At 48.3% G+C, this 22,493-nt stretch carries 14 protein-coding genes; 8 read left to right on the forward strand and 6 right to left on the reverse strand.

Annotated features, from left to right (window positions below; genetic code table 11):
- Nucleotides 1-76: 76 nt before the first annotated feature.
- Genes J1778_RS24730 through J1778_RS13465 form a run of 6 tightly spaced genes read right to left on the reverse strand, consistent with a single transcriptional unit; the run spans nucleotide 77 to nucleotide 15,409 of the window.
- Nucleotides 77-8,602, reverse strand: coding sequence for a two-partner secretion domain-containing protein (locus J1778_RS24730; protein ID WP_217173598.1), 8,526 nt, complete (start codon nucleotides 8,600-8,602; stop codon nucleotides 77-79).
- Nucleotides 8,603-8,642: 40 nt separating this feature from the next.
- Nucleotides 8,643-10,373: a ShlB/FhaC/HecB family hemolysin secretion/activation protein gene (locus J1778_RS13445; protein WP_217173599.1), complete on the reverse strand. Its 1,731-nt coding sequence runs from the start codon at nucleotides 10,371-10,373 to the stop codon at nucleotides 8,643-8,645.
- A gap of 34 nt (nucleotides 10,374-10,407) precedes the next feature.
- Entirely contained in the window at nucleotides 10,408-11,379 is a 972-nt protein-coding gene (locus J1778_RS13450; protein ID WP_217173600.1) for a fimbrial protein, read from the reverse strand.
- 43 nt (nucleotides 11,380-11,422) lie between these two features.
- Complete coding sequence (locus tag J1778_RS13455; protein WP_217173601.1) at nucleotides 11,423-14,020, reverse strand: fimbria/pilus outer membrane usher protein; 2,598 nt, start codon at nucleotides 14,018-14,020, stop codon at nucleotides 11,423-11,425.
- 43 nt (nucleotides 14,021-14,063) lie between these two features.
- A complete protein-coding gene (locus J1778_RS13460; protein WP_217173602.1) occupies nucleotides 14,064-14,786 on the reverse strand; it encodes a fimbrial biogenesis chaperone in 723 nt (240 codons plus the stop codon).
- A 56-nt stretch (nucleotides 14,787-14,842) separates the two neighbouring features.
- The gene (locus J1778_RS13465; protein ID WP_217173603.1) at nucleotides 14,843-15,409 is read right to left on the reverse strand and encodes a fimbrial protein; all 567 of its coding nucleotides are present in this window, start codon (nucleotides 15,407-15,409) and stop codon (nucleotides 14,843-14,845) included.
- Between the two features lie 674 nt (nucleotides 15,410-16,083).
- On the opposite strand from J1778_RS13465, the gene phnF reads away from it, so the two are divergent.
- The 8 genes from phnF to phnM are packed head-to-tail and all read left to right on the forward strand — an operon-like array spanning nucleotide 16,084 to nucleotide 22,444.
- The gene (phnF, locus tag J1778_RS13470; RefSeq protein WP_217173604.1) at nucleotides 16,084-16,809 is read left to right on the forward strand and encodes a phosphonate metabolism transcriptional regulator PhnF; all 726 of its coding nucleotides are present in this window, start codon (nucleotides 16,084-16,086) and stop codon (nucleotides 16,807-16,809) included.
- A complete protein-coding gene (phnG, locus tag J1778_RS13475) occupies nucleotides 16,810-17,253 on the forward strand; it encodes a phosphonate C-P lyase system protein PhnG (RefSeq protein WP_217173605.1) in 444 nt (147 codons plus the stop codon).
- 3 nt (nucleotides 17,254-17,256) lie between these two features.
- The gene (gene phnH, locus J1778_RS13480; RefSeq protein ID WP_217173606.1) at nucleotides 17,257-17,838 is read left to right on the forward strand and encodes a phosphonate C-P lyase system protein PhnH; all 582 of its coding nucleotides are present in this window, start codon (nucleotides 17,257-17,259) and stop codon (nucleotides 17,836-17,838) included.
- On the forward strand, nucleotides 17,838-18,920 hold the full coding sequence (locus J1778_RS13485; protein ID WP_217173607.1) for a carbon-phosphorus lyase complex subunit: 1,083 nt from the start codon (nucleotides 17,838-17,840) through the stop codon (nucleotides 18,918-18,920). Before phnH ends, J1778_RS13485 begins: the two co-directional genes overlap by 1 nt.
- The gene (locus tag J1778_RS13490; protein WP_217173608.1) at nucleotides 18,910-19,785 is read left to right on the forward strand and encodes an alpha-D-ribose 1-methylphosphonate 5-phosphate C-P-lyase PhnJ; all 876 of its coding nucleotides are present in this window, start codon (nucleotides 18,910-18,912) and stop codon (nucleotides 19,783-19,785) included. Before J1778_RS13485 ends, J1778_RS13490 begins: the two co-directional genes overlap by 11 nt.
- Nucleotides 19,785-20,576: a phosphonate C-P lyase system protein PhnK gene (gene phnK, locus J1778_RS13495; protein ID WP_217173609.1), complete on the forward strand. Its 792-nt coding sequence runs from the start codon at nucleotides 19,785-19,787 to the stop codon at nucleotides 20,574-20,576. The genes J1778_RS13490 and phnK overlap by 1 nt, the downstream gene beginning before the upstream one ends.
- A gap of 27 nt (nucleotides 20,577-20,603) precedes the next feature.
- Nucleotides 20,604-21,311 carry a phosphonate C-P lyase system protein PhnL gene (phnL, locus tag J1778_RS13500; RefSeq protein ID WP_217173610.1) on the forward strand — a complete coding sequence of 236 codons (708 nt, stop codon included), beginning with the start codon at nucleotides 20,604-20,606 and terminating at the stop codon, nucleotides 21,309-21,311.
- Nucleotides 21,308-22,444 (forward strand): alpha-D-ribose 1-methylphosphonate 5-triphosphate diphosphatase, encoded by a 1,137-nt coding sequence (phnM, locus tag J1778_RS13505; protein WP_217173611.1) that lies wholly within the window; start codon nucleotides 21,308-21,310, stop codon nucleotides 22,442-22,444. Before phnL ends, phnM begins: the two co-directional genes overlap by 4 nt.
- Nucleotides 22,445-22,493 lie beyond the last annotated feature (49 nt).

Raw genomic sequence — 22,493 nt, forward strand, 5'->3', positions numbered from 1 at the left:
GCCAGACAAACAGGTAAAAAAAATGCGCCTCAAGTGAGGCGCATTTTAGGGCTAATGGAGATTACAGTTTTATCAGTTACGCGTTCTTAGTACCCCGCTGGTTGATTGGGGTATTACTCTCAGACCACTCTGTCTCCTGATAAGTATGCGCGGAAGCCATAACATGTTCTGGCATCAGTGGCTTCCAGTTAGCGGAGCTGTCAGGTAGCTTCACTTCTTTACGAACGGGCATACCTTCATACTCCGTCCCGTTGTTCTTGTTCCCATCGCGCGGCGTATCATTCGGCGTGATGTTATTGGTATTTGACCCCGGCGTCAGCACCACTGGTTTGGCAGGCTGCACAACCGGATATTTTTTACCATCATACTTACTTGGATCGACCTTTTTGCCGTCCGCAGCCGGTGTTTTCGGCGCAGTATCGCGCGTTTTAACCGCACCACTTCTTGGCACACCCTGATACTGTGTGCCATCTTTACCCGGACCGGTTCTCGGTGGTTCGATCCAGGTTGTGTTACCAGTAGCAGATCCTGGCGTTGTTACCACACGTTTTGGTGTTTCAACTTTGGCCCACTTCTTACCGTTGTATTCGCTTGGACGTGGTTTTTCTGGCGTTTTGCCATCATCACCGTCCACTGGTTTCGTGCCGTCATCCGGTTTTGTACCGTCATCTGGTTTCGTGCCGTCATCCGGTTTTGTACCGTCATCCGGTTTCGTGCCGTCATCCGGTTTCGTGCCGTCATCCGGTTTCGTGCCGTCATCCGGTTTCGTGCCGTCATCCGGTTTCGTGCCGTCATCCGGTTTCGTGCCGTCATCCGGTTTCGCGCCGTCATCCGGTTTCGCGCCGTCATCCGGTTTCGCGCCGTCATCCGGTTTCACGCCGTCATCCGGTTTCGCGCCGTCATCCGGTTTCACGCCGTCATCCGGTTTCGCGCCGTCATCCGGTTTCACGCCGTCATCCGGTTTCGCGCCGTCATCCGGTTTCACGCCGTCATCCGGTTTCGGTGTTGGTTCTGGCTTCGGCGATGGCGCCGGTGTCGGTTCTGGCGTTGGCGTTGGCGTCGGCTCCGGAGTCGGTTCTGGCTTCGGCGCTGGCTTCGGATCTGGCTTCGGTGTCATACCATCTGGTCTCGGCGTTGCCCCACCATCAGTGGTATTTGGGCTATTTCCGTCGACAGCCTTACCATCCTTACTTTTTTTCTTCTTCGAATAACTCACTGTGGCAGAAATATCACTGCCCCACTCTTTCTCATCTTTGACGATGTCAGAAGTTTTGGTGCCATCAGTATTGAGATCACCATTGATCTTAGAAGCCGTTGTATTGGCAACATCAATCGTTGAGTGCTGGTTTTCCTGATAATGAATTTCGTCGGTAGTTTGTGTATAAATGTTAACACTTGGACCGGTTTTGGTTACACCGCCACCGCCACCGCCATACGCACCATCCTGTTCAACAGTATCAACCAGATCCTGCACATTAATGTTGCCTGCCACATCAACATTACCGGTATGATCATCAGAGATTAGCTGACCACCGGTCATATTCAGGTCACCGCCCGTTTCCACGTTCAGCTCACCGCTGGTATGGATTCCGGACTGTTTCGCGGTGGTTGCGCTGTCAAGGTAATCAGATCCCCCGCCACCACTAGCCGATGCAGTAGGAATAGGGATTGATCCTGTCTGCGATGTGACTGCGGCACCCACTGAAACACCGGCATGCCAGCTTGATGCGTCGTTATCGACTGTGTCTTGTACGGAAACGATATTCAGATCACCCGCCGCTTTGACATCCGCAGTTTTCGCCGTCACATCTGCGCCAACTAAATTAACGTCGTTTCCGCTTTTAATTGACACATTGTCAGCAACCACTGTGGTGTTTGTATAACTTTTGGAACTATCATCCTTGTGGTTATTACCGCCAGAAGCATCCAGCGAGAGTCCGACCCCTGCAGAATCGCGGTCAACAGCCCCACCCAGAGTCACACCCACGCTGACATTCATCCCATCCTCGGTGTAAGAGGTGGTTTGTTCAGCCGCGCGCATATTCACATCGCCGCCAGCATCAATAACAACATCCTTCGCTTTCATATCAACACCATTCAGCGTGGTATCGCCTTTGGTTTTAATATTGACTTTACCGGCATCGACATGTGTGATGTTTTCACTGGTCGAACTTGAGGAGCCTGAAGATTTATTGTAATCCACTCCCCATGTATGGCTGTAAGAACCAAAATCGTTGAAGATTAAGTTGGTCACATCACCCGCAACCTGAGCGGCGGTAGTCAGTGCATCAAAACCGACATCAGGGTTATTTGCAGCCTTGACAACCATGCCAGCATTCTTATCGGCAACATCCAGGAACACGCTCGCAGCACTCGCCGTTAAGCCGACGGAGAGCCCTTCATGCGTGAAGGTTTCATCAACAGTGTCGACGTATTTGGTGGTTTTAAGCTCATCAGCCGTGATATTAAGCTCGTTGCCCGTCTTAATGTCAGCGCCGCCAATATCGACAGTTTTCGCTTCAATATTAAGATCCTTGCTGAAATTAAAGGAAGCGTTCTGATTCGTTACGCTGTCTGAAGTCGAGGTATCCGTTGAGGTACGGAAGCCTATAAAACTTGTAGCAGCAGGCGCTACCGCAGCTTTACCCGGATTTTTTGAGCCCTTACCGCCAAATTCTGAACCATAATCGAATTCGTAGTCACCCGCCGTGGTGTTGCTACTCATACCATCAAGTCCGCTGTATTCGGCAGAGGCGCTATACCCCATGGCATTGGCATTGCCGGTCAGCGTAAATTCACGGGATTCAACCACAGATTCAGAATGTTCATAATCCTGAGTGGCCTGCATATCGACTTCACCGGCCGCTTTGATGCTGCCGGAAGTGCCGCTGTACTCACCCCCTTTCATCACCACGTCTTTAGCGGAGTCAATATTTAAATTGCCGCCCGCGGTGACCTTACCTTCAATAGCCGTTGCGGTTGTCGTCTCGGTTTCAGTATGGGTATAGTTTAACGCCCCCTTCCCATCCATCTCGTTTGTGTATTCAGCTGAAATTTCATGCATTTCGTTGAAGGTAATATCGCCTTCAGTTGATGTCATATTGACATCATTACCGGCTTCGATAATTGCCGCATTAGACGTAATGTCCTTGGCTTTCATTGTGATGTTGCCACCGGCGGAAACAGCATCGTCATAAGTATGAACTTGCTGTTTACCTTCTTCATCACGGCCGACGCTGGCGGTCATTACAATGCTGCCGTTTTCTGCCGCCATATTGATATCATTACCGGCTTTAACGTAGGCACCATCGCTCTTAATGGAACCTTCAGTGCTGACCAGGCTTACATCTTTTTTAGCCACAATGCCGCCACTGGCGCCTTTGCTGCTGTTGTTAATATCGCCTTCGGCGGTAATGTTCGCGTTATTACCTGCAGAAATAAGGGCGTTTTTGTTATTCACAGAAGAGGCATCGATATTGACGTCCTCTTTAGCATGAATGACGGCAGAACCGCTGGATTCTTTGGCACCGGTCGACATCGCTTCAATGGTCGTGTTAGCCAGATAGACAAACGGCACTAATACCTGCTCACCATCAATCGTTTGGTTAACAAACCAGACAATGTCTTTGTCCAGTTTACTGCGTTGCTCTTCAGTCAATGGCTCACCCACCACCAGACCAAGATTTTCTGTATGAGTGGTATTACCCGAATCCAGTGTTTGGCCTGGCAGGTTATCAGTATCAGGTGTTTGACTCGCCGAATTAGCTGGCGCCCCTTCTACCTGAACACCGTTTTTAACCACTTCATTCGCGTTGTCCATTAACATCTGAACCATGTCCACGCCATCAACACCATCGCGTACTGCGAAGTAGGTGCCGACAGAGTCGTTGACCTGGCGACGGATCAGTTCAGAAATATAATAGTTGTCACCAATGACATAGACAGGTTCGTCAGGAACATAACCGACTTGTTCAAAGAAATAGTCAGAACCAAAATATTGGCTCTGGTCGATCATTTCAAAACGTGTTTCGAAAACAGGTGTGACAGTATTGGTTGGCCCGTCCTTGAGGTTCGGCTCGCCCGTGTTGCGCTGGTTCCATTCCGGAGAATAAGGGAACATGGCAGGCAACTTACTCATGGCCTCAATGGTACTCATTGGAGAAATACCTGCGCGGTATTCTTCAATGTCCTTGATATTAATCAGAACTTCCGTACTGCCACCAATCGGGGCAATTTCCTGATCGCCAACTTTCTCAACATTCACTGAGCTTGAATTGCCCGTTTCTATAGTAAAGTCGCCAATACCGTTATTTAGCTCACCACCATTATGATTGAAGTCGCCCATGGTGACGATGCTGCCCTTGTCATTAGGCAGGAAATAGAAACCTTTTTCTTTCAGGGCACCATCGGTGCCAATATCAGTATTATCCGAGGATTTCCCCAGATTAACCCATTCGTCTCTTAACGTATCCAGACTTTTCGTCAGCCAGCTCTCACCAAATATCATGGTCATGACGGTGTTAAGCTGTGGAGAAGATTCATCAGTACCTGCCGCCGCTAAACGTAATGAGTCCAGGAAATGTGATTTTGAGAATTCATCCCCATCCTTAGAACTTGGCCGACCATCACCGAACATCCAGTCAAGGAAGGTATAAACAGTGTTGAAAGTAGCCGTGTCCTGATGATCAATGAGCACTGTCCAGTAATATTCGACTTTTATTGGGGTTGCCAGCGGCTCGGTAAGATATTCATATAATGATGCTTTTGTGTATTTAGGCGCATTGGTCAGATTCCCGGTGATAGTCATATCGCCAACAGACTGAATAATGCCGCCTTCATTGAGTACTTCTACACGGTTGCTTTCTGTATTTTCATAAATACCCTTCTGATTGATATCCATCTTACCGGCAGATGAGATTTCAGCTTTTGTCAGTAAAGTGATATCTGAAGATAACGTAGGAAGATAAGTCCACACGGTCCAGGCATCGTAGGTTGCTGCGTGCTCCCACCCCGTAGTTTTGCCCTTCCCTTCCTGAATAGGCCCGGTTTTCCAGTCGCCACCGCTGTATTCACTCAGGTTTTTAATGCTTCTTGCATCCAGCGCCATATCGCCTTCGGAGCGAATAATACCGGCATCATTGATAATTTCTTTGGCGATAATACTCATGTCGCCCACGCTCAGAACGTTGCCATATTTTTGGTTATGGAACGTGCCGTCGCGAGCATCAATTTTGACGTCACCAAATGCCCAGATCAGGCTACTCATCGCAGGGACCGGATTACCGTCACTGTCTACTGTGTCAGCATTAAAGGCATTGATAATATTTTTACCGTCCAGAGTAATATTCTGATTACTTACGATGGAGGAATAGTTGGTAATATCTTTGTCGGCATCGAGAATAATATCGCCCATACTTTCGAGAGAATCTCGAATAGAAATATTACCATCAGAATGAATGGATAATTCTTCCAGAGTCATCAGACTCCCGGCATTCTCATCAAATACAAAGTCTTTGTCTAAATCCAAAGACATGCGGTCATTACCGCGAACTGAACCGTCTTTGTTGACGAATTCATTGGCTATTTTAAGGGCAGCGGTCTCATACCCTTCAATATTACCGCCGGTGTTAATGACATCTTTGGCATCAATAAGGATATTCGTTGCATTGATTTCACTCTGGTTAACCAGGGTTTCAGCATGAATATCAAGCGTGCCGTCAGCAAGCAAATTCCCGCCAGAACTTACCGGATTGCCGTATATATCCACACCGGCCACAGATAAATTCTCAAGCACATGAGTAATATTTAACGCAATATTACCATAGCTCTGTATATTACCCCCCAGGTTAGTCAGGTTGGCCGCATTCACCGTCATACCGTCTTCTGACTGGATGAGGGCAGCATTATTGATCAGGGTTTCAATAGAGTTGAGCACCAATTCCAGACCAGAGGAGATTATTGCTTTTTCTGTGTTCGACAGAGTCGCAATGTTTTCAATGGTCAGATTATCAAGCGCTGCAATCAGGGAAGTTTCACCTGAGTTCAGTAAAGTATTGACATCTTTGATCGATAAATTACTGTTTGACTGAATAACCCCGGCATTATCGATAAGATCTGCATTTGAAATAGTCAGCTCTGTTTCACTGATGACCTGACTCGTCTCATCATTGAGAATATTTTTAACTGCATCCATATTCATCACATCTTGTGACAATATGATAGAGCCGTCGCTGTTTTCCAGAGATGTCACAGAATTGATCAGTAATGCGGTCGATGCCTGAATAGTCGCCACTGCAGTATTCAGGAAATGTTCAACCTGACGGATATCCAGGGTACCGCCGGAACTGATCAGACCGTTGATATTATTCATTTCGTCGATATTACTGATTGACATATCACCATCAGACTGAAGGGTTGATTTGTCATTGATCAGTTTATTAATATCACTGATTACTAAATTGTTGGTACCTTCAATAATAGAATTCTGTGTATTACTCAGATTTTGGATATGGCTTAATAATACTGAGTCTGCTTTAATCAACGAATCATCGTTAAAGATATTATTGATGTTTGAGAGTTCGATACTTTCATTGGCAATCAACGTTGCACCGGCAGTATTGCTGTAAGTATCGATGTCAGATAAATGCAGGTTATTACCTTGTACCCATCCGCTTTCATTAAAGACGGACAGCGCATTATCCGTCAGATTGCTGTAGATGAGTAAATCCTGTTCGGCAATGATTTCAGCGGCGGAACCGGTATTCTTTAACTCTTTGGTTAAAGCCAGTTCTACAGCTGTGCCGGCAATAAGGGTACCGCTGTTAGAGACTGAATCAGAATTAATGTGTAATTTTTCTTCAGAATCAATTCGTCCTTCATTTATAAAGGCAGCGCTTTTATTAGCCTGATTCTTCTGGTTAATGGTGACATTTTTCGCAGAAATATTGCCGCTGTTACGCGCAGTTTCGCCATTAACATTCAGTTGAATATCGCTGCCAGTCGAGCTCATTTTGCCACTGTTAATCAGTGAGTCACTCGTGACATCAATCTTGTTCTGAGCATACAAGCCGCCCGCATTTTCGAAAGAATTTGCGTTGATTAATTGGCTGTCAGTAAAAATAATGCCTTTATTTTTAAATGCGCGGGTATTAATGGACAGTTTACCTGACGCATTGAGCATGCCATTATTCTCAAAGGCTTCATCAATATTTAATACCAATGCACCTTTCTGAGCGAATATGCCGCCATTGTTATTTTTGGCCGATTTAGCATTAAGGGCGATGTCACCACTGGCGCTGACAACCTGTGCGTTGGAAGCAACCCCGGCATCAATAACCTGACCGTTTCTGCGTACAACATAATCTCCATTTTCCAGGGAGATAACAGCATCAGAAATCTGCTGTCCAGATTGATCGACGGCGTAAAGCGAGCCAACAATCTGATATTCATTAGCGATATTAATCTGGATGGACGGCACGTTAACAGCCGCCGCCTGACCATTTTCCGCCATTAATGTGGCTGCATTCTGAAGCATTGAACTGGCATCAATAAGGATCCGGCCCTGTTGTGAAACCGCATCAGCGCCTAAATCAATATGACCCAATGCATTAATAACCAGATCCAACTGGCTAATAATCCCGCCCTGACCCGCAGAATTTTTCTGTACGCTGATATTATTACCTGCGAGCGTCACGCCGCCTTGCTCGCTCTTTAAACCACTTAAACGCAGATCGCCATTCGCAGAAATTTCAATGCCGTTTTTACCGACAACGCTGCCTTCATGGCGAACCCCGGCACCACTCTCAGTACTGATAAGTTGTATACGGTTACCGTACATGGAACCTAAAGCACTGCCGTCAATGGAGACTTCAGGACGATCGCTGGCATTCGCATCACGCACAGTGTGCGTACGGGACTGAATATCGTATTCATTCAGACCGGTAACCACTTTAATATCCGCCTGGCCTGCAATTTCACCTTCAAGAACCGCAGAACGACTGATAATATCGAAGTAGCCCAGGCCTTCAGTTGAGATCCCTTTCCCCTGAACATTTACCGTGCCTTTTTCTACACTCAGCTGAATACGACCATCCGCTTGTGCATTAATTTTACCCGTCGTTAATGTCAGATTATTAGCATTGACGGTTGAGACACCATTAACGGAAATCCCGTTTTGGTTAGCAATAATGACATCGGCTTTCTGGCCGAACACTTCCATAGCACCATTAATCTGAGTGCCTTTCGTGCCGGTAACTTCAGAAATAATTGCTTTAGACTCATGGGTCAGCTGGTTATTTTTAATGACAAAGCCGCCGATTTGACTGGCGCCATCGGTCATGCTGTTATTGAATACAACGCCTTGCTGATCAACGTTGAATTCAGAAAATTTATTATGCGAAACACCACTGGCATTCGGATCAACAATATTGATAACCGGCGTACCATTGGCGCTTTGATTCATTGTTGGTGCATTATGTTCCCGGTTATCAGGAATAATTGCACCCGCATCGGCGAATGAGGAAAAAATACTGGCCATAGCCAGATACAACGGCTTAAGTTTGATCACTTTTTTGGAGTGATTTTGATGATTGCGATTAGTCATAACATCCTCTGTCTGATGATTAATTAACTAGAGATCTTAATTAGAATGAAATAGAAGCGTTGTAGTAAATCGCTTCTTCTGACATCCCTGTGTTTCTTAAGGATGTTGGTTCTGTTAATGGGCGGCTATACGTCAATGCGCTGTTAAAATGGCTGGCATTAAACTTCAGACCTATAGCTGCACCGGTCATATATTCCGCATGACACAGAGAAACATCCTGGGAACAATTATCTTTTACAACTGCCAGGTCATAACCAATGAAAGGTGCGATTTGGTTAATACCGAATTTGTAAATGCTAATTGGGAATTTAAAAGTATTTGAAAGGTAAGCAGCACTGTTTACAGACATATAGCTATCTTTATATCCGCGCACCGTGTACTCATCACCTACACTCATATTATCATCACTGACTAAAATATCGTCTGTGTACTGGAAACCAGAACCCAGTTCATATTCCATACCCACACGACCGAGCTGAAGAAGTGATTTAGACCAGCTGAGCAGGCCATTATATTTCACAGCATCAACATCAAAGCCGGTTAAATCAGGATCGTTTTTCCAGGCAGCGCCAAACCACGGCACACCGAAAGTCGTGCTCAGATCAGCATACAGTGAACCATCAAATAACGTACCCACCCGGGTCAGGCCTACCGTCACGTTAGAAAAACGCTTGCTGCTGACATCAATTTGCGAGCTTTCAACATTATTGGTGCTGTCGCTACTTTCAACTTTAGCGTAAGCACTGGTTTTACCTTTCGCATCACGGAACAGCATCCGGCTCACTTTAAGCGACATGCGATCAGAAGTACCGTCAGAACCATAGCCGCCAAAATCGCCGCCAATCGTTTTGTCATAACTTGAATGATAATATTGAGCATCAAAAGCCCAATAGCCAAGAGGCACGCTGTAGCCTAATGACCAGGATTTTTGGTTATCATTATTATTATTCAGGTCATTAAAAGAAGTATAATAATTCAGGACATCGTTAAACCCAGCTAAATTATTTGCACTGAGGCTGGCGGAATATTGTGCCCAGCCGTCTTTTTCAGTACCGGAGTTATTTGTGCCCAGGCTGCCGGAAAACAAGTTAACATCCATATTCTGTAAATCTATTTTCGAGTAACCGCTTTTATCAGAAGGAACAATAATAAGCTTGTCACTGTTTGAAACCCGCAGGAGGTTGTCGAGCCCCTGATCAACATCAGACATATTTAATACTTTACCTGATGCAAATGGCATAGCACTGAACAGTCGTGTGGATTCTCTAAAATCCGGGGCCTTGCCGTCAACTGTGACACCATCAATTTTCCCCCACAATACTTTAAGGGTCAGAATGCCACTCTTAAGACTGCTCTCTTGAATAGTTACTGTGGTAGTAGTATAACCTTTACCAACATAGAAATTAGTCAGCTCACTAATGAGCTTAATAATTTCATACTGACCCATTTTAGTATGTTTATAGACATCGATGATTTTCTGACGTGTCGGGGAATCATTAAACTCCTCATCGCCCAGCACAACAATATCATTAATATCAAATTTATAACCTGGTCCCGCCTTGGCAAGGCTATCTGGTAATTGTTCCGAACTTTTTCCGGCCTTTAATACTTCAGCCTCGCGGTCTTTCTCCTGTTGAATATTCATTTGAGTCTGACGACGTTCCAGTTGGTCAAGCTCACGATTGGAATTCATGGGTGCAAGCATCGCTGACTGACCGGAAAAAGATAAAACCAGTAATCCAGCCCCCAAATATTTGTATGTCCTATACATGATTTATTTCCTGATGTTTTATAAGAGTGAATAACTAGTTCATGCGAATATTAAAAACTACTGAGGTATCTATTTTACCGGCACCCACTGCCGTACCCGTCGTTTTAGGTTCTATATTTGCGTAGTACAAGTAAGACTGCTTACCGTTAAGTATTACTGCCGTGCTGTAGGTGCCCTGGGTATTGATCCCTTTATTACCCGAGTTGTCTAACAACTTGACCCCCACCTCTTTTGCACAACCGCTGGTGTCGCAATTCGCTATGTAACCCACGACGGTACCCACGGGGTGTTCGCCGGAAAAACTAAATTCCAGAGAAGTTTGCTGCGGACAATCGAGTGTTATGTTGAAAGGAACCTTTGCGCCACGCCTGACGGCCCTGCTCTGAAAATCTGCCAAAGAATACGTACCCAGTTCAACGTTTTGAATCGGGGTTAAAATGGCACAAGATTTAGGTTCGATATTCACCGGCGTTCCCAGGCTAATGGTCACCAGGTTTACCGGAGTACCAGGATTGGAATCCGCCTCTAAATTCACTTCGCCAATTTTACCTGCCGGAATGATTCCGCTACTGATGACGCCAGTTTGTACAAACTCTAAAACAACCTTATCAGCAGGTTCGGTACAGGAACTGATGCATTCTGCCGCATTGGGGAAAAACATATTCCTTGAAGAAGGCCAGCTTAATCTGATGCCCAGCCCCGGGATATTCGTGTTATATACATCGTTCAGTGCCTGCAGAGTCGATTCCGCCCGGGTAAACTTAGAGCGCCAGGTATTACGGATTAAATTACCGCAGTTGTAACTGATAGCAGGGGTATTAATTTCCCCTTTTCCCAATACAGTCCCGACAGTGCCTCTTTTAGCAGGCCTCAGAGTGGGGATATTAACGGAAACATTAATAGCCTTACCCTGCGTAATAGTGCAGTCATTCGCCGCCAATGCCACGGACACCGGCATTACCCACGATAATAAACCAAGCATAGCTAAAGTTATTATTAACTTCATTATGCACCCTCCTGTACGTTATGAAATAAATGATGGGGGTGTGTTACTGGCACACTTTATTAAGCGTGGCGATCCCAACTGTTTTTTCGGCGACTTCCTTTTCATCAGGAACATATTTAATGAGACAGGTATGAGCACCCTCTTTTTTAGACCAGGTCACCAACAGATTTTGGTCAACATTATCTTCAGGTTGAGCGATCATTGCCCTTCCTCCCTGACCGACAATTCCGAGAACATTTTTATTACTGTCTTTTATCATTGCCCCATAAGGGATAACGCTGCCTTCTTTATCTTTCACTACCAGGAATCTGGTCACGTTGTTTTTGGTTTTGAAATCCAGTTTTACTGAGGCTCCGGCTGTTGGAACCAGGCTTGCTTTAGTATCTTCAACTTCCACATCTGCCTCTGCTCCTTTTGTATCAAGATAAACATCGTTATATTGATACGGATTCAGTGAGGAGATAATGGCATAACCATTTTCAGATACCTGGGAGGTCATATCTGGGTAAACATGTGAACCTGTCGCCCCTTTTGCCTCAACAATACCGAAGGTGTCACTTAACGCAGAACTGTAGTTGACGCCTCCCTCATGTAAAACCACACCACCGCTGGCATTCATGGTGGTCATGAATGAAGTTTCGGTCTGGCTATAACCCACATTGCCTTGCATTGCGCTGCCGCTGTACCCCAGATTAATACCCGCATTTGTCTGGTGATCTTGCACATAATTCACCCAGCCCCCATACGACATCTGGTTATATTCACCGGCAGTACCGTTCAGCGCAGTTCTGATACTGGAGTCCTGATCGCTGTAACTTACTGATGCATTCAACTTAGGCACTTTAGAATGCAATGTGCCGAAGGGCACTGACATGCTGAGATATATCGCATCATCAGTATTGCCATCTTCATCGATAGTTTTGCTGAAGTTGATGTTATAACTCATTGACTGCCATGAATTGGAATAACCAAACTGATAACTGCTGGCATTATTTTTTTCAGTCTTTGAATCCCATGCGCGGCCATAATATCCGGAAAGATAAACGTTCCCCCAGCCATCGGTAAGATTCTGACTGATATTTATTTCAACTTTATCGCGATAGTTGACAGGTAAATATTTACCCTCATCTTCCTCTAATGCCTGCGCAGTCAGCAGGGCATCACTAAGAGAATAATAATCCTTACTTGAATAACGATAGCCCGCAAGGCTGAGATTCGTCCCGGTTTCATTAAAGAATTTTGCCAGGCTGAGTTTCAGACTCATATCACAGAAGCGATCGCATGACTCCTCGTCCTCCTTCTCGAAAGAAGTAAATGACCGGGTAATATCCGCACCCAAAGCACCTATTGGTGTATTGACAGCCGCCCCCACCATTAACGCTGAATACTCGTTATTATCCGTAGTCTGAAAACCTGTATAGGCAGTTAACGGGTTAGTCACGCCATACTGGTAAGTTCCTTCCAGAACCAGGGGTTTGTCACGTAACGAGTCATTACGCACTTCACCCACCGTGGTGGAAAACCTCGACTGCCCCGGACGTAATAACATCGGCACGCTGGAATAAGGGGTAATAAAGGTACGAATCTGACCTGTCGCCTCGGTGATAGTGACCTCAAGATCCCCGCCATAGCCCGTTGCATAAAGATCCTTAACTTCAAACTCACCCGGTGGAACCGTCAGTTCCTTAAGCACATTACCATTTTGCCTGATCGTTATTTTCGCATTAGTATCGGCAACGCCACGAATAACCGGCGCATATCCTCTGAGAGAATCAGGGAGCATACGCTCATCGGATTCCAGAGTGATACCGCGCAGTGAAACGGTATTAAACAGTTCGCCACTGGTGTTGATATCCCCGGCTTTCATCTCTGCCTGGAGCGGCGCAATAGCTCGCTGTACATACGACGAAATATGATCCCATTGAGTAGACGTACTGTCTTTGGTGACACTGTCGTAAGTGTAGAAACGCCATGCCCCAAGTTTTAATGAAGATATTGCATTTCCGTAATAATAATCATCGGAGGTATGGTCGTTGCTTCGCATGTTAGTGGCACTAAGCGAATAATTTACCGCTAAAGAAGGTACACCGTTATCCCAAAGCTCCGGATTAACATAGCCTTCCGGATTATTGAGTAAGCTTACTTGTGGTATTGCAAATAACAGTGTTTCTTCATCAGAATCATAGTTAAATGACGCTGCCGGAATGAGCTTACTCAATAAAATACATTCATCCTGATCCCACCCCGATGGCAGCTTTGCCGTATCAATATCAAATTGATAAACATACTCTCTGGTTAAACAGGGCTGAACATCACGTGTTCCTTCGACTGCGACATATTTAACTTTTTTCGTGCCAATAGATCTCTCATTGATTTTGACATCTACCTGATAATTTCCTGGCTGTGTTACAGTTTCATTATCAAATGCAGAGAGATCCATACCGGCAAGATTTCCGACCATAAATCCATTATTGAACTTTACTGATTTTTTTTCTTTAACAATATTCGAAGATTCAGTATTGTTTTCAGAAGAAACGCGCTTAGCGGTCACGTCTTCACAAAATGCATTAGTGACCACAACACTGAAGACTCCCGCTATAAATGCAGGAATATGCTTTGATGCCTGAATGTAACGAATCACAAAATATTCCTTTATCTAATGCAACAACAGGCAACAGCAGTTATTACAACTTAAATTCCTTGCTGACAAATGCACCAAGATCAGTTATGAAAGTATAATTAAGTACGGGGTTAGCCATAGCTTTTATGTCTTTAAATTCAAAATCTTTACTGCTAAAGGGTTCGATAGTATCGCCCTGAAGGATACTTTTCTCCTGCCCAACCAATTTTATGGAGGCGAATGAAATGTAATAAGGAGAGTTATTTTTCCCTGTAAATTTATAACCCGTCGCCGTCTTTTGAGAGGACCACTGGACATTTTCAGACGCAGTGATCAGATCGCCTTTAAGGCCCGCCGGGCGATAAAAGAACTTAAGACGCGTTCTGACTGCAATATTCATCAAGTTTTTATCTTCAGCATTCTCATCCTCAGGTGGGATGTCGAGAATGTTTATCCAGAGCATCGTTTCACGATCCTGGGGATATTTTGTCGCAGTTTCATCCGTTGGAAAGATTCGCAAAACCTTCCCTTTGCCTTTATTTATTCTGGAGATGGGCGGATTGATGACAAACGGCAAATTTTCTTTATCGTCAATTTTTGATTCACGCCGACTGTCGAGCCAGACCTGAATAAGTGCAGGCGCGTCTCCCACATTATTAATGCGAACCGATTGTTCTTTCTCTTTTGCATTAAAAATAACACGGGTTCCCATCACCTGAATGGAAGCCTCAGCGGGTGACAGAAATACAAAGAGTAAAGGCAACAGGATTGCCAGGTTTAACTTCATCTTTAACACTCCGGTTTATTAATAAGCCGGAATACAACGCATTCCGGCGTTAAATCTTAGTTATAAATAATGGAGTAAACGATATCGGTATTCACTGTACCCGCGGTAGATGCACCACCGGTAGCAATATACTGTGCCCAATAATCGAAACGAGCAGCATTATTAGAAATTTTTTTACCGGTAGTCGGATCGGTTACAGCCTGACGTAAGTCGATGGCTTGTTTATTTTCGTCAGAAAGTACAACCTGAACTTTCGTTGCAGAACCTGTTGCAGTTGAGTTCTGCAAATTACCTGTTGCACTGTCAATTTTAGTGCTTGCTGCTTGTTCCCAGGAAACATTAGCAAATTTACCATTCGGGCAATCAGCGCCACTCAGACTGATATAAAATGGTGTATCACCCGCTTTTTTACCTGCTGCACTTAATGCAGTGGTGCTGACGGGTTTAAGATTAACGGTAAAAGTCCCGGATGGTGTTAAGCCCGCCTCGGTTCCGCCTTCAACAATGCATGTTGCATCGCTGATAGTACCTGTAAAAGTAATTGTGCCATCTTCAGCACTCGCTGCCATGCTGCTGGCAAATAAACACACAGGTAATAATAAAAACTTTGATTTCTTTAACATAACTAACTTTTCCTTGTTAATAGATGAACATAATAAACGACTCTGAAAGATGTATATTGTACATGAATGGACGACACTTAAAATATACACTAATTTTTAACAACCCCCTTCTCAATGCAATTAATACAATTTTAATACTCTGCGACATTCAATTATTTGCATACTGAATGTATTTAATCATCTACTAAACGCCCACCCTGAAATTCAGCATTAAAAACACAGAGTTATGCCTTTAAAAATCTTCATTCGGTTAATTAACTTGTTAGATAAACATCTCATTTAAATTAATTAAGAAAGGTGAAATATCAATTAATATTATTCAAAATCTGAAATGCAAAAAACGCTTATGAAAATTTACATATTTAAAATTCATAAATTACAATGAAATCATAGGGTAATAGTTTTTATACATAACTCTTAAATGATAATGTTAAAAAATAGAGTTTTAAAAAAGTTCCATTCATTTTTCCTGATATTTTCTTCCATTTCATCCGACACATCACTGCAACCAAACCTTCACTCAACTGTCACCTAATTCCACCAACATGATCTCAACACCGAACTGAGGTTTGAATCATGTTTCCTTCGTCTCGTTTGCAACAAAGTTTTAGGCGAATGCGTATTAATGCCTCCCCCTCCCTTACCCGTTTATCCCGTGCGAGGTATTCATTGTGATGAACTTATCTAGACATCCGACCAGTCACGCCAGGGTGTATCAACAAATCGCTGCCGAACTGGAACAGGAGCTGCGTAATGGTTACCGCTGCGGCGATTATCTGCCACCGGAACAACAGCTTGCCGAACGTTTTCAGGTGAACCGCCATACGCTGCGCCGTGCGGTGGATGAGCTGGTCGATCGCGGCTGGCTGCAACGCCGTCAGGGCATTGGCACGCTGGTGCTGATGCGTCCCTACGATTATCCGCTGCATTCGCAGGCACGTTTCAGCCAGAACCTGCTGGATCAGGGTAGCCACCCGACCAGCGAACGTCTGCTGGCGGTGCTGCGTCCGGCAACCGATCACGTCGCGGCAGCGCTTTCCCGTCAGGAAGGCGACACCGTTATTCATCTGCGCACGCTGCGGCGCGTGAACGGCGTGCCGGTCTGCGTGATTGATCACTATCTGCCCGATCTCGACTGGTGGCCTGCATTGCAAAACTTCCATAACGGCTCGCTGCACGATTTTATCCGCGAAGAGATTAAGCAAAAACTCAGCCGCCGTACCACCCGCATTAATGCCCGCCGCGCGCTGGCAAAAGAGAGCAAATTACTCGAAATCGTCCCGCAGGCACCGCTGCTGTGTGTCCGCACCCTGAACATTTGTGAAGGCAGCAATTCGGTGGCGGAATATTCCGTCAGCCTGACGCGCGCCGACATGATCGAACTGACCATGGAGCACTGAATGGATCACCTGCAAACCCGCCAGCGCTGGATGTCGGTGCTGGCTCACAGCCGCCCCGATGAGCTGATCGCCCACTGGCAGCCGCTGAATTTGTCCCCGCAATTTGAACGGATCCGCGCTGCCGAAACGGGTCTGACTCAGCTTCAGGGCCGCATGGGCGGCACCGGAAAACGTTTTGTGATGGGCGATATGACCGTCACCCGCGCAGTCATTCAGTTAGACGGTGGCGTCTATGGCTACAGCTACGTCAGCGGGCGTAATAAAGCCCACGCCGAACTGTGCGCAGTCATCGACGCCTTGCTGCAAATGCAGGGCATGGATGAACTGCTGCACAAACGTGTGATAGCGCCGCTGGCTGCTCTGCAACAGGAACGCCGCCAGCAACGCGCCCGTGAAGTGGCTTCCAGCCGCGTCGATTTCTTTACCCTGGTTCGCGGAGAATAATTCATGTCACTTGTTGCCAGTTTTCAAAATCCGGTTGCTGATGCGCAGTACAGTTTCCGTCGTATTCTCAAAGCGTTAAGTGAGCCCGGCGTCAGCGTGCAGTTGCCTGCCATGCCCGGCTTCGGTGCGTTAGGTTCCGCCAGCGCCTGCGTGCTGCTGACGCTTATCGATAACGATACGCCGCTGTGGCTGAGCGCCTCGCTCAACGATGAAATTCTGCGTAAAAACCTGCGTTTTCATACCGGTGCGGTGCTCACCGATGATCCTTCTGCCGTCAGTTTTGCACTGGCCGATCCGGCGCTCGACAGCGCCACGCTGCTGGCTTTTCCGTGCGGTGATGAGATGTCACCGGAGCTGGCGACGAGCGTGATTGTTCAGCTGGAAAGTCTGACCGGCGGCACACCGCTGCGTCTGCGTGGACCCGGCATTGAGAGCAGCCGCACGATTTCACCGCAGTTGCCTGATTGTGTTCGTGCTTATCTGCTTAACCGCCCTCACCGTTTCCCGCTGGGTCTGGACTTTATGTTCACCTGCGGCGAAGAAATGATTGCCGTACCGCGCACCACGCGCGTGGAGGTGTGCTGATGTACGTCGCCGTTAAAGGGGGTGAGAAGGCGATTGCCGCCGCCCATCAGTTGCTGGCGCATGAACGCCGCGGCAATACCGATGTGAAAGAACTCGGCTGCGAACAGATTGAACAACAACTGGGTTTAGCCGTTGACCGTGTGATGAGCGAAGGCGGGATTTATGACCGCGAGCTTGCCGCGCTGGCGATTAAGCAATCCGGCGGGGATCTGGTCGAAGCGATTTTCCTGCTGCGCGCTTACCGCACCACGTTACCGCGTCTGGCGACCAGCGAACCGCTGAAGACTCAGGCGATGCGCCCCGAACGCCGTATCTCTGCTATCTACAAAGATTTGCCCGGCGGGCAGGTGCTCGGCCCGACTTACGATTACACCCACCGCCTGCTGGATTTTGCACTGCTGGCCGAAGGCGAAGCACCGTTCACTCCGGTAGCCGATGAACCACAGCCGGAGAATTGCGGCCATGTGTTTGATTTGCTGACACAACAACAGCTGGCGATGCAGGAAGAAGATGACGGAACCGAACCGGAAGACATCACCCGCACGCCACCGGTATTTCCGGCATCCCGCGCGGCACGTCTGCAACAACTGGTGCGTGGCGATGAAGGTTTTCTGCTGTCACTGAGTTATTCCACACAGCGCGGTTACGGCCGCACCCATCCGTTTGCCGGTGAAATCCGTACCGGCTGGCTCACCGTTGAGATCGTGCCGGAAGAGTTGGGTTTTGCCATTGATATCGGCGAGATCCTGCTGACTGAATGCGAAATGGTGAACGGTTTTGTCGCCCCTGAAGACAAGCCGCCGCACTTTACCCGTGGCTACGGGCTGGTGTTTGGTCGCGCCGAGCGCAAGGCAATGTCGATGTCGCTGGTGGATCGCGCGCTGCAAACCCGTGAATACAACGAGCAAATCAGCAGCCCGGCGCAGGACGAAGAATTCGTGTTGTCCCATGCCGATAACGTCGAAGCCGCCGGTTTTGTCTCGCATCTTAAATTGCCGCATTACGTCGATTTCCAGGCTGAGCTGGAGTTGTTAAAACGCCTGCGCGCCGCGAAAGAACAGGATCCCGCCAATGAACAATAATGCCGCTCAAACGATTACCGGCTACAACCACGGTTATCTCGATGAGCAGACCAAACGTATGATCCGCCGTGGGATCCTCAAAGCCGTGGCGATCCCCGGTTATCAGGTGCCGTTCGCCGGACGTGAAATGCCGATGCCTTACGGCTGGGGCACCGGTGGGATCCAGCTGACCGCCAGCGTGATCGGCGAAAAAGATGTGCTCAAAGTGATCGACCAGGGCGCGGATGACACCACCAATGCCGTATCAATCCGCAAGTTCTTCCAGAGCGTCGCGGGGGTAAAAACCACTGAAAAAACCGTGGAAGCCAGCCTGATCCAGACCCGTCATCGCATTCCGGAAACGCCGTTGCAGGAAGATCAGATCCTGATTTTCCAGGTGCCGATCCCGGAACCGCTGCGCTTTATTGAACCGCGCGAAACAGAAACCCGCAAAATGCACGCGCTGGAAGAATACGGCGTGATGCAGGTGAAGCTTTACGAGGACATCGCGCGCTTCGGGCATATCGCCACCACTTACGCCTATCCGGTGAAAGTCAATGACCGCTACGTGATGGATCCGTCGCCGATCCCGAAATTTGATAACCCGAAAATGAACATGATGCCCGCATTGCAGCTGTTCGGTGCCGGACGTGAAAAACGTATTTACGCCCTGCCGCCATTCACTAAAGTCGAAAGTCTGGATTTCGACGATCACCCGTTCACCGTCCAGCAATGGGATGAACCCTGCGCGATTTGCGGATCGCACCACAGTTATCTTGATGAAGTGGTGCTCGACGATCAGGGCAACCGCATGTTCGTGTGTTCCGATACCGATTTTTGTGCTCAGCAGGTTGAGCAACAGGCGTCCAACGAGGTTAACCGCTGATGATCACTCCCTTAAATCTTGCCGCCGAACCGCTGCTGTCGGTGAATAACCTGACCCATCTTTATGCGCCGGGCAAAGGCTTCAGCGATGTGTCGTTCAATTTGTATCCTGGGGAAGTGCTGGGCATTGTCGGCGAATCCGGCTCGGGTAAAACCACGCTGTTGCAGTCGATTTCTGCCCGGCTCGCGCCCCAGGCAGGGCAAGTCATCTACAACAACGGCCAGACTCCGGCGCAGTCGCTTTATGACATGGCGGAAAGCGATCGCCGCCGTTTACTGCGCACAGACTGGGGCGTGGTACATCAGCATCCGATGGACGGTTTGCGCCGTCAGGTTTCTGCCGGCGGCAATATCGGCGAGCGCCTGATGGCAGTCGGAGAACGTCATTATGGCGATATCCGCAGGAAGGCAGGTCAGTGGCTGGAAGATGTCGAAATTCCGGTTTCACGCATTGATGACCTGCCAACCACGTTTTCCGGCGGCATGCAGCAGCGCCTGCAAATTGCCCGCAATCTGGTGACACATCCGCGTCTGGTGTTTATGGATGAACCGACCGGCGGACTCGACGTTTCGGTTCAGGCGCGCCTTCTGGATCTGCTGCGCACGCTGGTGGTGGAAATGCAGCTGGCGGTGGTGATTGTCACCCACGATCTGGGCGTTGCCCGCCTGCTGGCACACCGTCTGCTGGTCATGAAACAGGGTCAGGTAGTGGAGAGTGGGTTAACCGACCGCGTGCTTGACGATCCGCATCATCCGTATACGCAACTGCTCGTTTCTTCCGTGCTTTCCTAACCTCATTTCAGAGAAAGAGTGACCAAAATGACGACGAAGCTCAGGGTCGAAAATCTCAGTAAAACTTTCGTTCTGCATAACCAGAACAGCGCCAGATTGCCGGTTTTCAGCAACGCCAGCCTGACTGTGAATGCCGGTGAATGCGTAGTGCTGCACGGCCATTCCGGCAGCGGGAAGTCCACCCTTCTGCGTTCTTTATACGGCAACTATCTGCCGGACAGCGGCAAAATTTGGGTCGAACATCAGGGCCAGCAGATTGATATGGTGAGCGCCGAAGCACGGGACATTCTGGCCGTTCGCCGCCATACGGTCGGCTGGGTCAGCCAGTTTCTGCGGGTTATTCCGCGCATCAGTGCACTAAATCTGGTGATGCAGCCGCTTCTGGAACTCGGTGCGGACAAAGCACAAAGCGAAGCCCGCGCCAGCGCGTTGCTGCGCCATCTGAATGTGCCGGAACGTCTGTGGCATCTTGCGCCCTCCACGTTTTCCGGCGGCGAACAACAGCGCGTGAATATCGCCCGTGGTTTTGTGGTCGATTATCCGGTGCTGTTGCTTGATGAACCGACCGCCTCGCTGGATGCCACCAACCGTGCCGCCGTCGTCACACTGATTGAGCAGGCGAAAGCGCGCGGTGCGGCGGTGGTCGGGATTTTCCATGATGAAGATGTGCGCGAACGCGTTGCCGATCGCTTGTATGAAATGAGCCCGGAAACGGCGCCGGAGATGTCCGCATGATCATTAATAACGTCAAACTGGTGCTCGACGATCAGGTGGTTGAAGGGTCGCTTGAGATGCAAAACGGCGTGATCAGCGCCTTTGCTGACAGCCGCAGTCAGTTGCCGCAGGCTCTGGATGCTCAGGGCGGCTGGCTGCTGCCGGGATTCATCGAGCTGCACACGGATAATCTGGATAAGTTTTTCACGCCGCGACCAAAAGTAGACTGGCCAGCCCATTCCGCGATGAGCAGCCACGATGCGCTGATGGTCGCCAGCGGGATCACTACCGTGCTGGACGCCGTTGCCGTCGGTGACGTGCGCGACGGCGGACATCGTCTGGATAATCTGCAAAAGATGATCGACGCCATCGTCAACAGCCAGAACGCCGGGCTGAACCGCGCCGAACACCGTCTGCATCTGCGCTGCGAACTGCCGCATGAAACGACCTTACCGTTGTTCGAGAAGCTGATGGACACCTCAGTGTTATCACTGGTTTCACTGATGGACCATTCACCGGGCCAGCGCCAGTTCGCCACGCCACAGAAATACCGTGAGTATTATCAGGGCAAATACCACATGAACGATGAGCAGATGGACGATTTTCAGCAAGAACAAATCGCGCTCTCCCGTCGCTGGGCGCAACCAAACCGTGAAGCGATTGCAGCACACTGCCGCGAGCGCAATATTTCGCTGGCCAGCCATGACGATGCCACGGCAGCGCACGTCGAAGAATCCCTGGCGCTCGGCAGCGTGATCGCCGAATTCCCGACCACCGAAGAAGCTGCCCGCGCCTCGCACAACAGCGGTTTGCAGGTGCTGATGGGTGCACCGAATATCGTGCGCGGCGGTTCGCATTCAGGCAACGTGGCGGCGCACCATCTGGCTTCACTCGGCCTGCTGGATATTCTCTCTTCCGATTACTATCCCGCCAGCCTGCTCGACGCGGTTTTCCGGATTGCCAACGATGAGAGCAATGCGTTCAGTCTGCCGCAGGCGGTGAAGCTGGTGACGCGCAATCCGGCTAACGCGCTGGGTCTGAAAGATCGCGGGGAAATCGCCGAAGGCAAACGCGCCGATCTGGTTCTGGCACGCGCACATGGCGATTACTACTTTGTGCAGAACGTCTGGCGTCAGGGCATTCAGGTGTTCTGAGGGAATGAAATCCTGCTCCTCCCCGTGCGAAGGGAGGGAGCAGGCCGAA

It is taken from the genome of Rahnella bonaserana (genome assembly GCF_019049675.1).
Taxonomy (GTDB): Bacteria; Pseudomonadota; Gammaproteobacteria; order Enterobacterales; family Enterobacteriaceae; genus Rahnella; species Rahnella bonaserana.

Excerpts from the sequence above, each read along its gene's own strand:
- J1778_RS13485 (WP_217173607.1), top strand. The coding sequence starts at position 17,838 with ATGTACGTCGCCGTTAAAGGGGGTGAGAAGGCGATTGCCGCCGCCCAT.
- J1778_RS13460 (WP_217173602.1), bottom strand. The coding sequence starts at position 14,786 with ATGAAGTTAAACCTGGCAATCCTGTTGCCTTTACTCTTTGTATTTCTG.
- J1778_RS13445 (WP_217173599.1), bottom strand. The coding sequence starts at position 10,373 with ATGTATAGGACATACAAATATTTGGGGGCTGGATTACTGGTTTTATCT.
- J1778_RS13465 (WP_217173603.1), bottom strand. The coding sequence starts at position 15,409 with ATGTTAAAGAAATCAAAGTTTTTATTATTACCTGTGTGTTTATTTGCC.
- phnH (WP_217173606.1), top strand. The coding sequence starts at position 17,257 with ATGTCACTTGTTGCCAGTTTTCAAAATCCGGTTGCTGATGCGCAGTAC.
- phnL (WP_217173610.1), top strand. The coding sequence starts at position 20,604 with ATGACGACGAAGCTCAGGGTCGAAAATCTCAGTAAAACTTTCGTTCTG.
- phnG (WP_217173605.1), top strand. The coding sequence starts at position 16,810 with ATGGATCACCTGCAAACCCGCCAGCGCTGGATGTCGGTGCTGGCTCAC.
- phnM (WP_217173611.1), top strand. The coding sequence starts at position 21,308 with ATGATCATTAATAACGTCAAACTGGTGCTCGACGATCAGGTGGTTGAA.
- phnK (WP_217173609.1), top strand. The coding sequence starts at position 19,785 with ATGATCACTCCCTTAAATCTTGCCGCCGAACCGCTGCTGTCGGTGAAT.
- J1778_RS13450 (WP_217173600.1), bottom strand. The coding sequence starts at position 11,379 with ATGAAGTTAATAATAACTTTAGCTATGCTTGGTTTATTATCGTGGGTA.
- phnF (WP_217173604.1), top strand. The coding sequence starts at position 16,084 with ATGAACTTATCTAGACATCCGACCAGTCACGCCAGGGTGTATCAACAA.
- J1778_RS24730 (WP_217173598.1), bottom strand. The coding sequence starts at position 8,602 with ATGACTAATCGCAATCATCAAAATCACTCCAAAAAAGTGATCAAACTT.
- J1778_RS13490 (WP_217173608.1), top strand. The coding sequence starts at position 18,910 with ATGAACAATAATGCCGCTCAAACGATTACCGGCTACAACCACGGTTAT.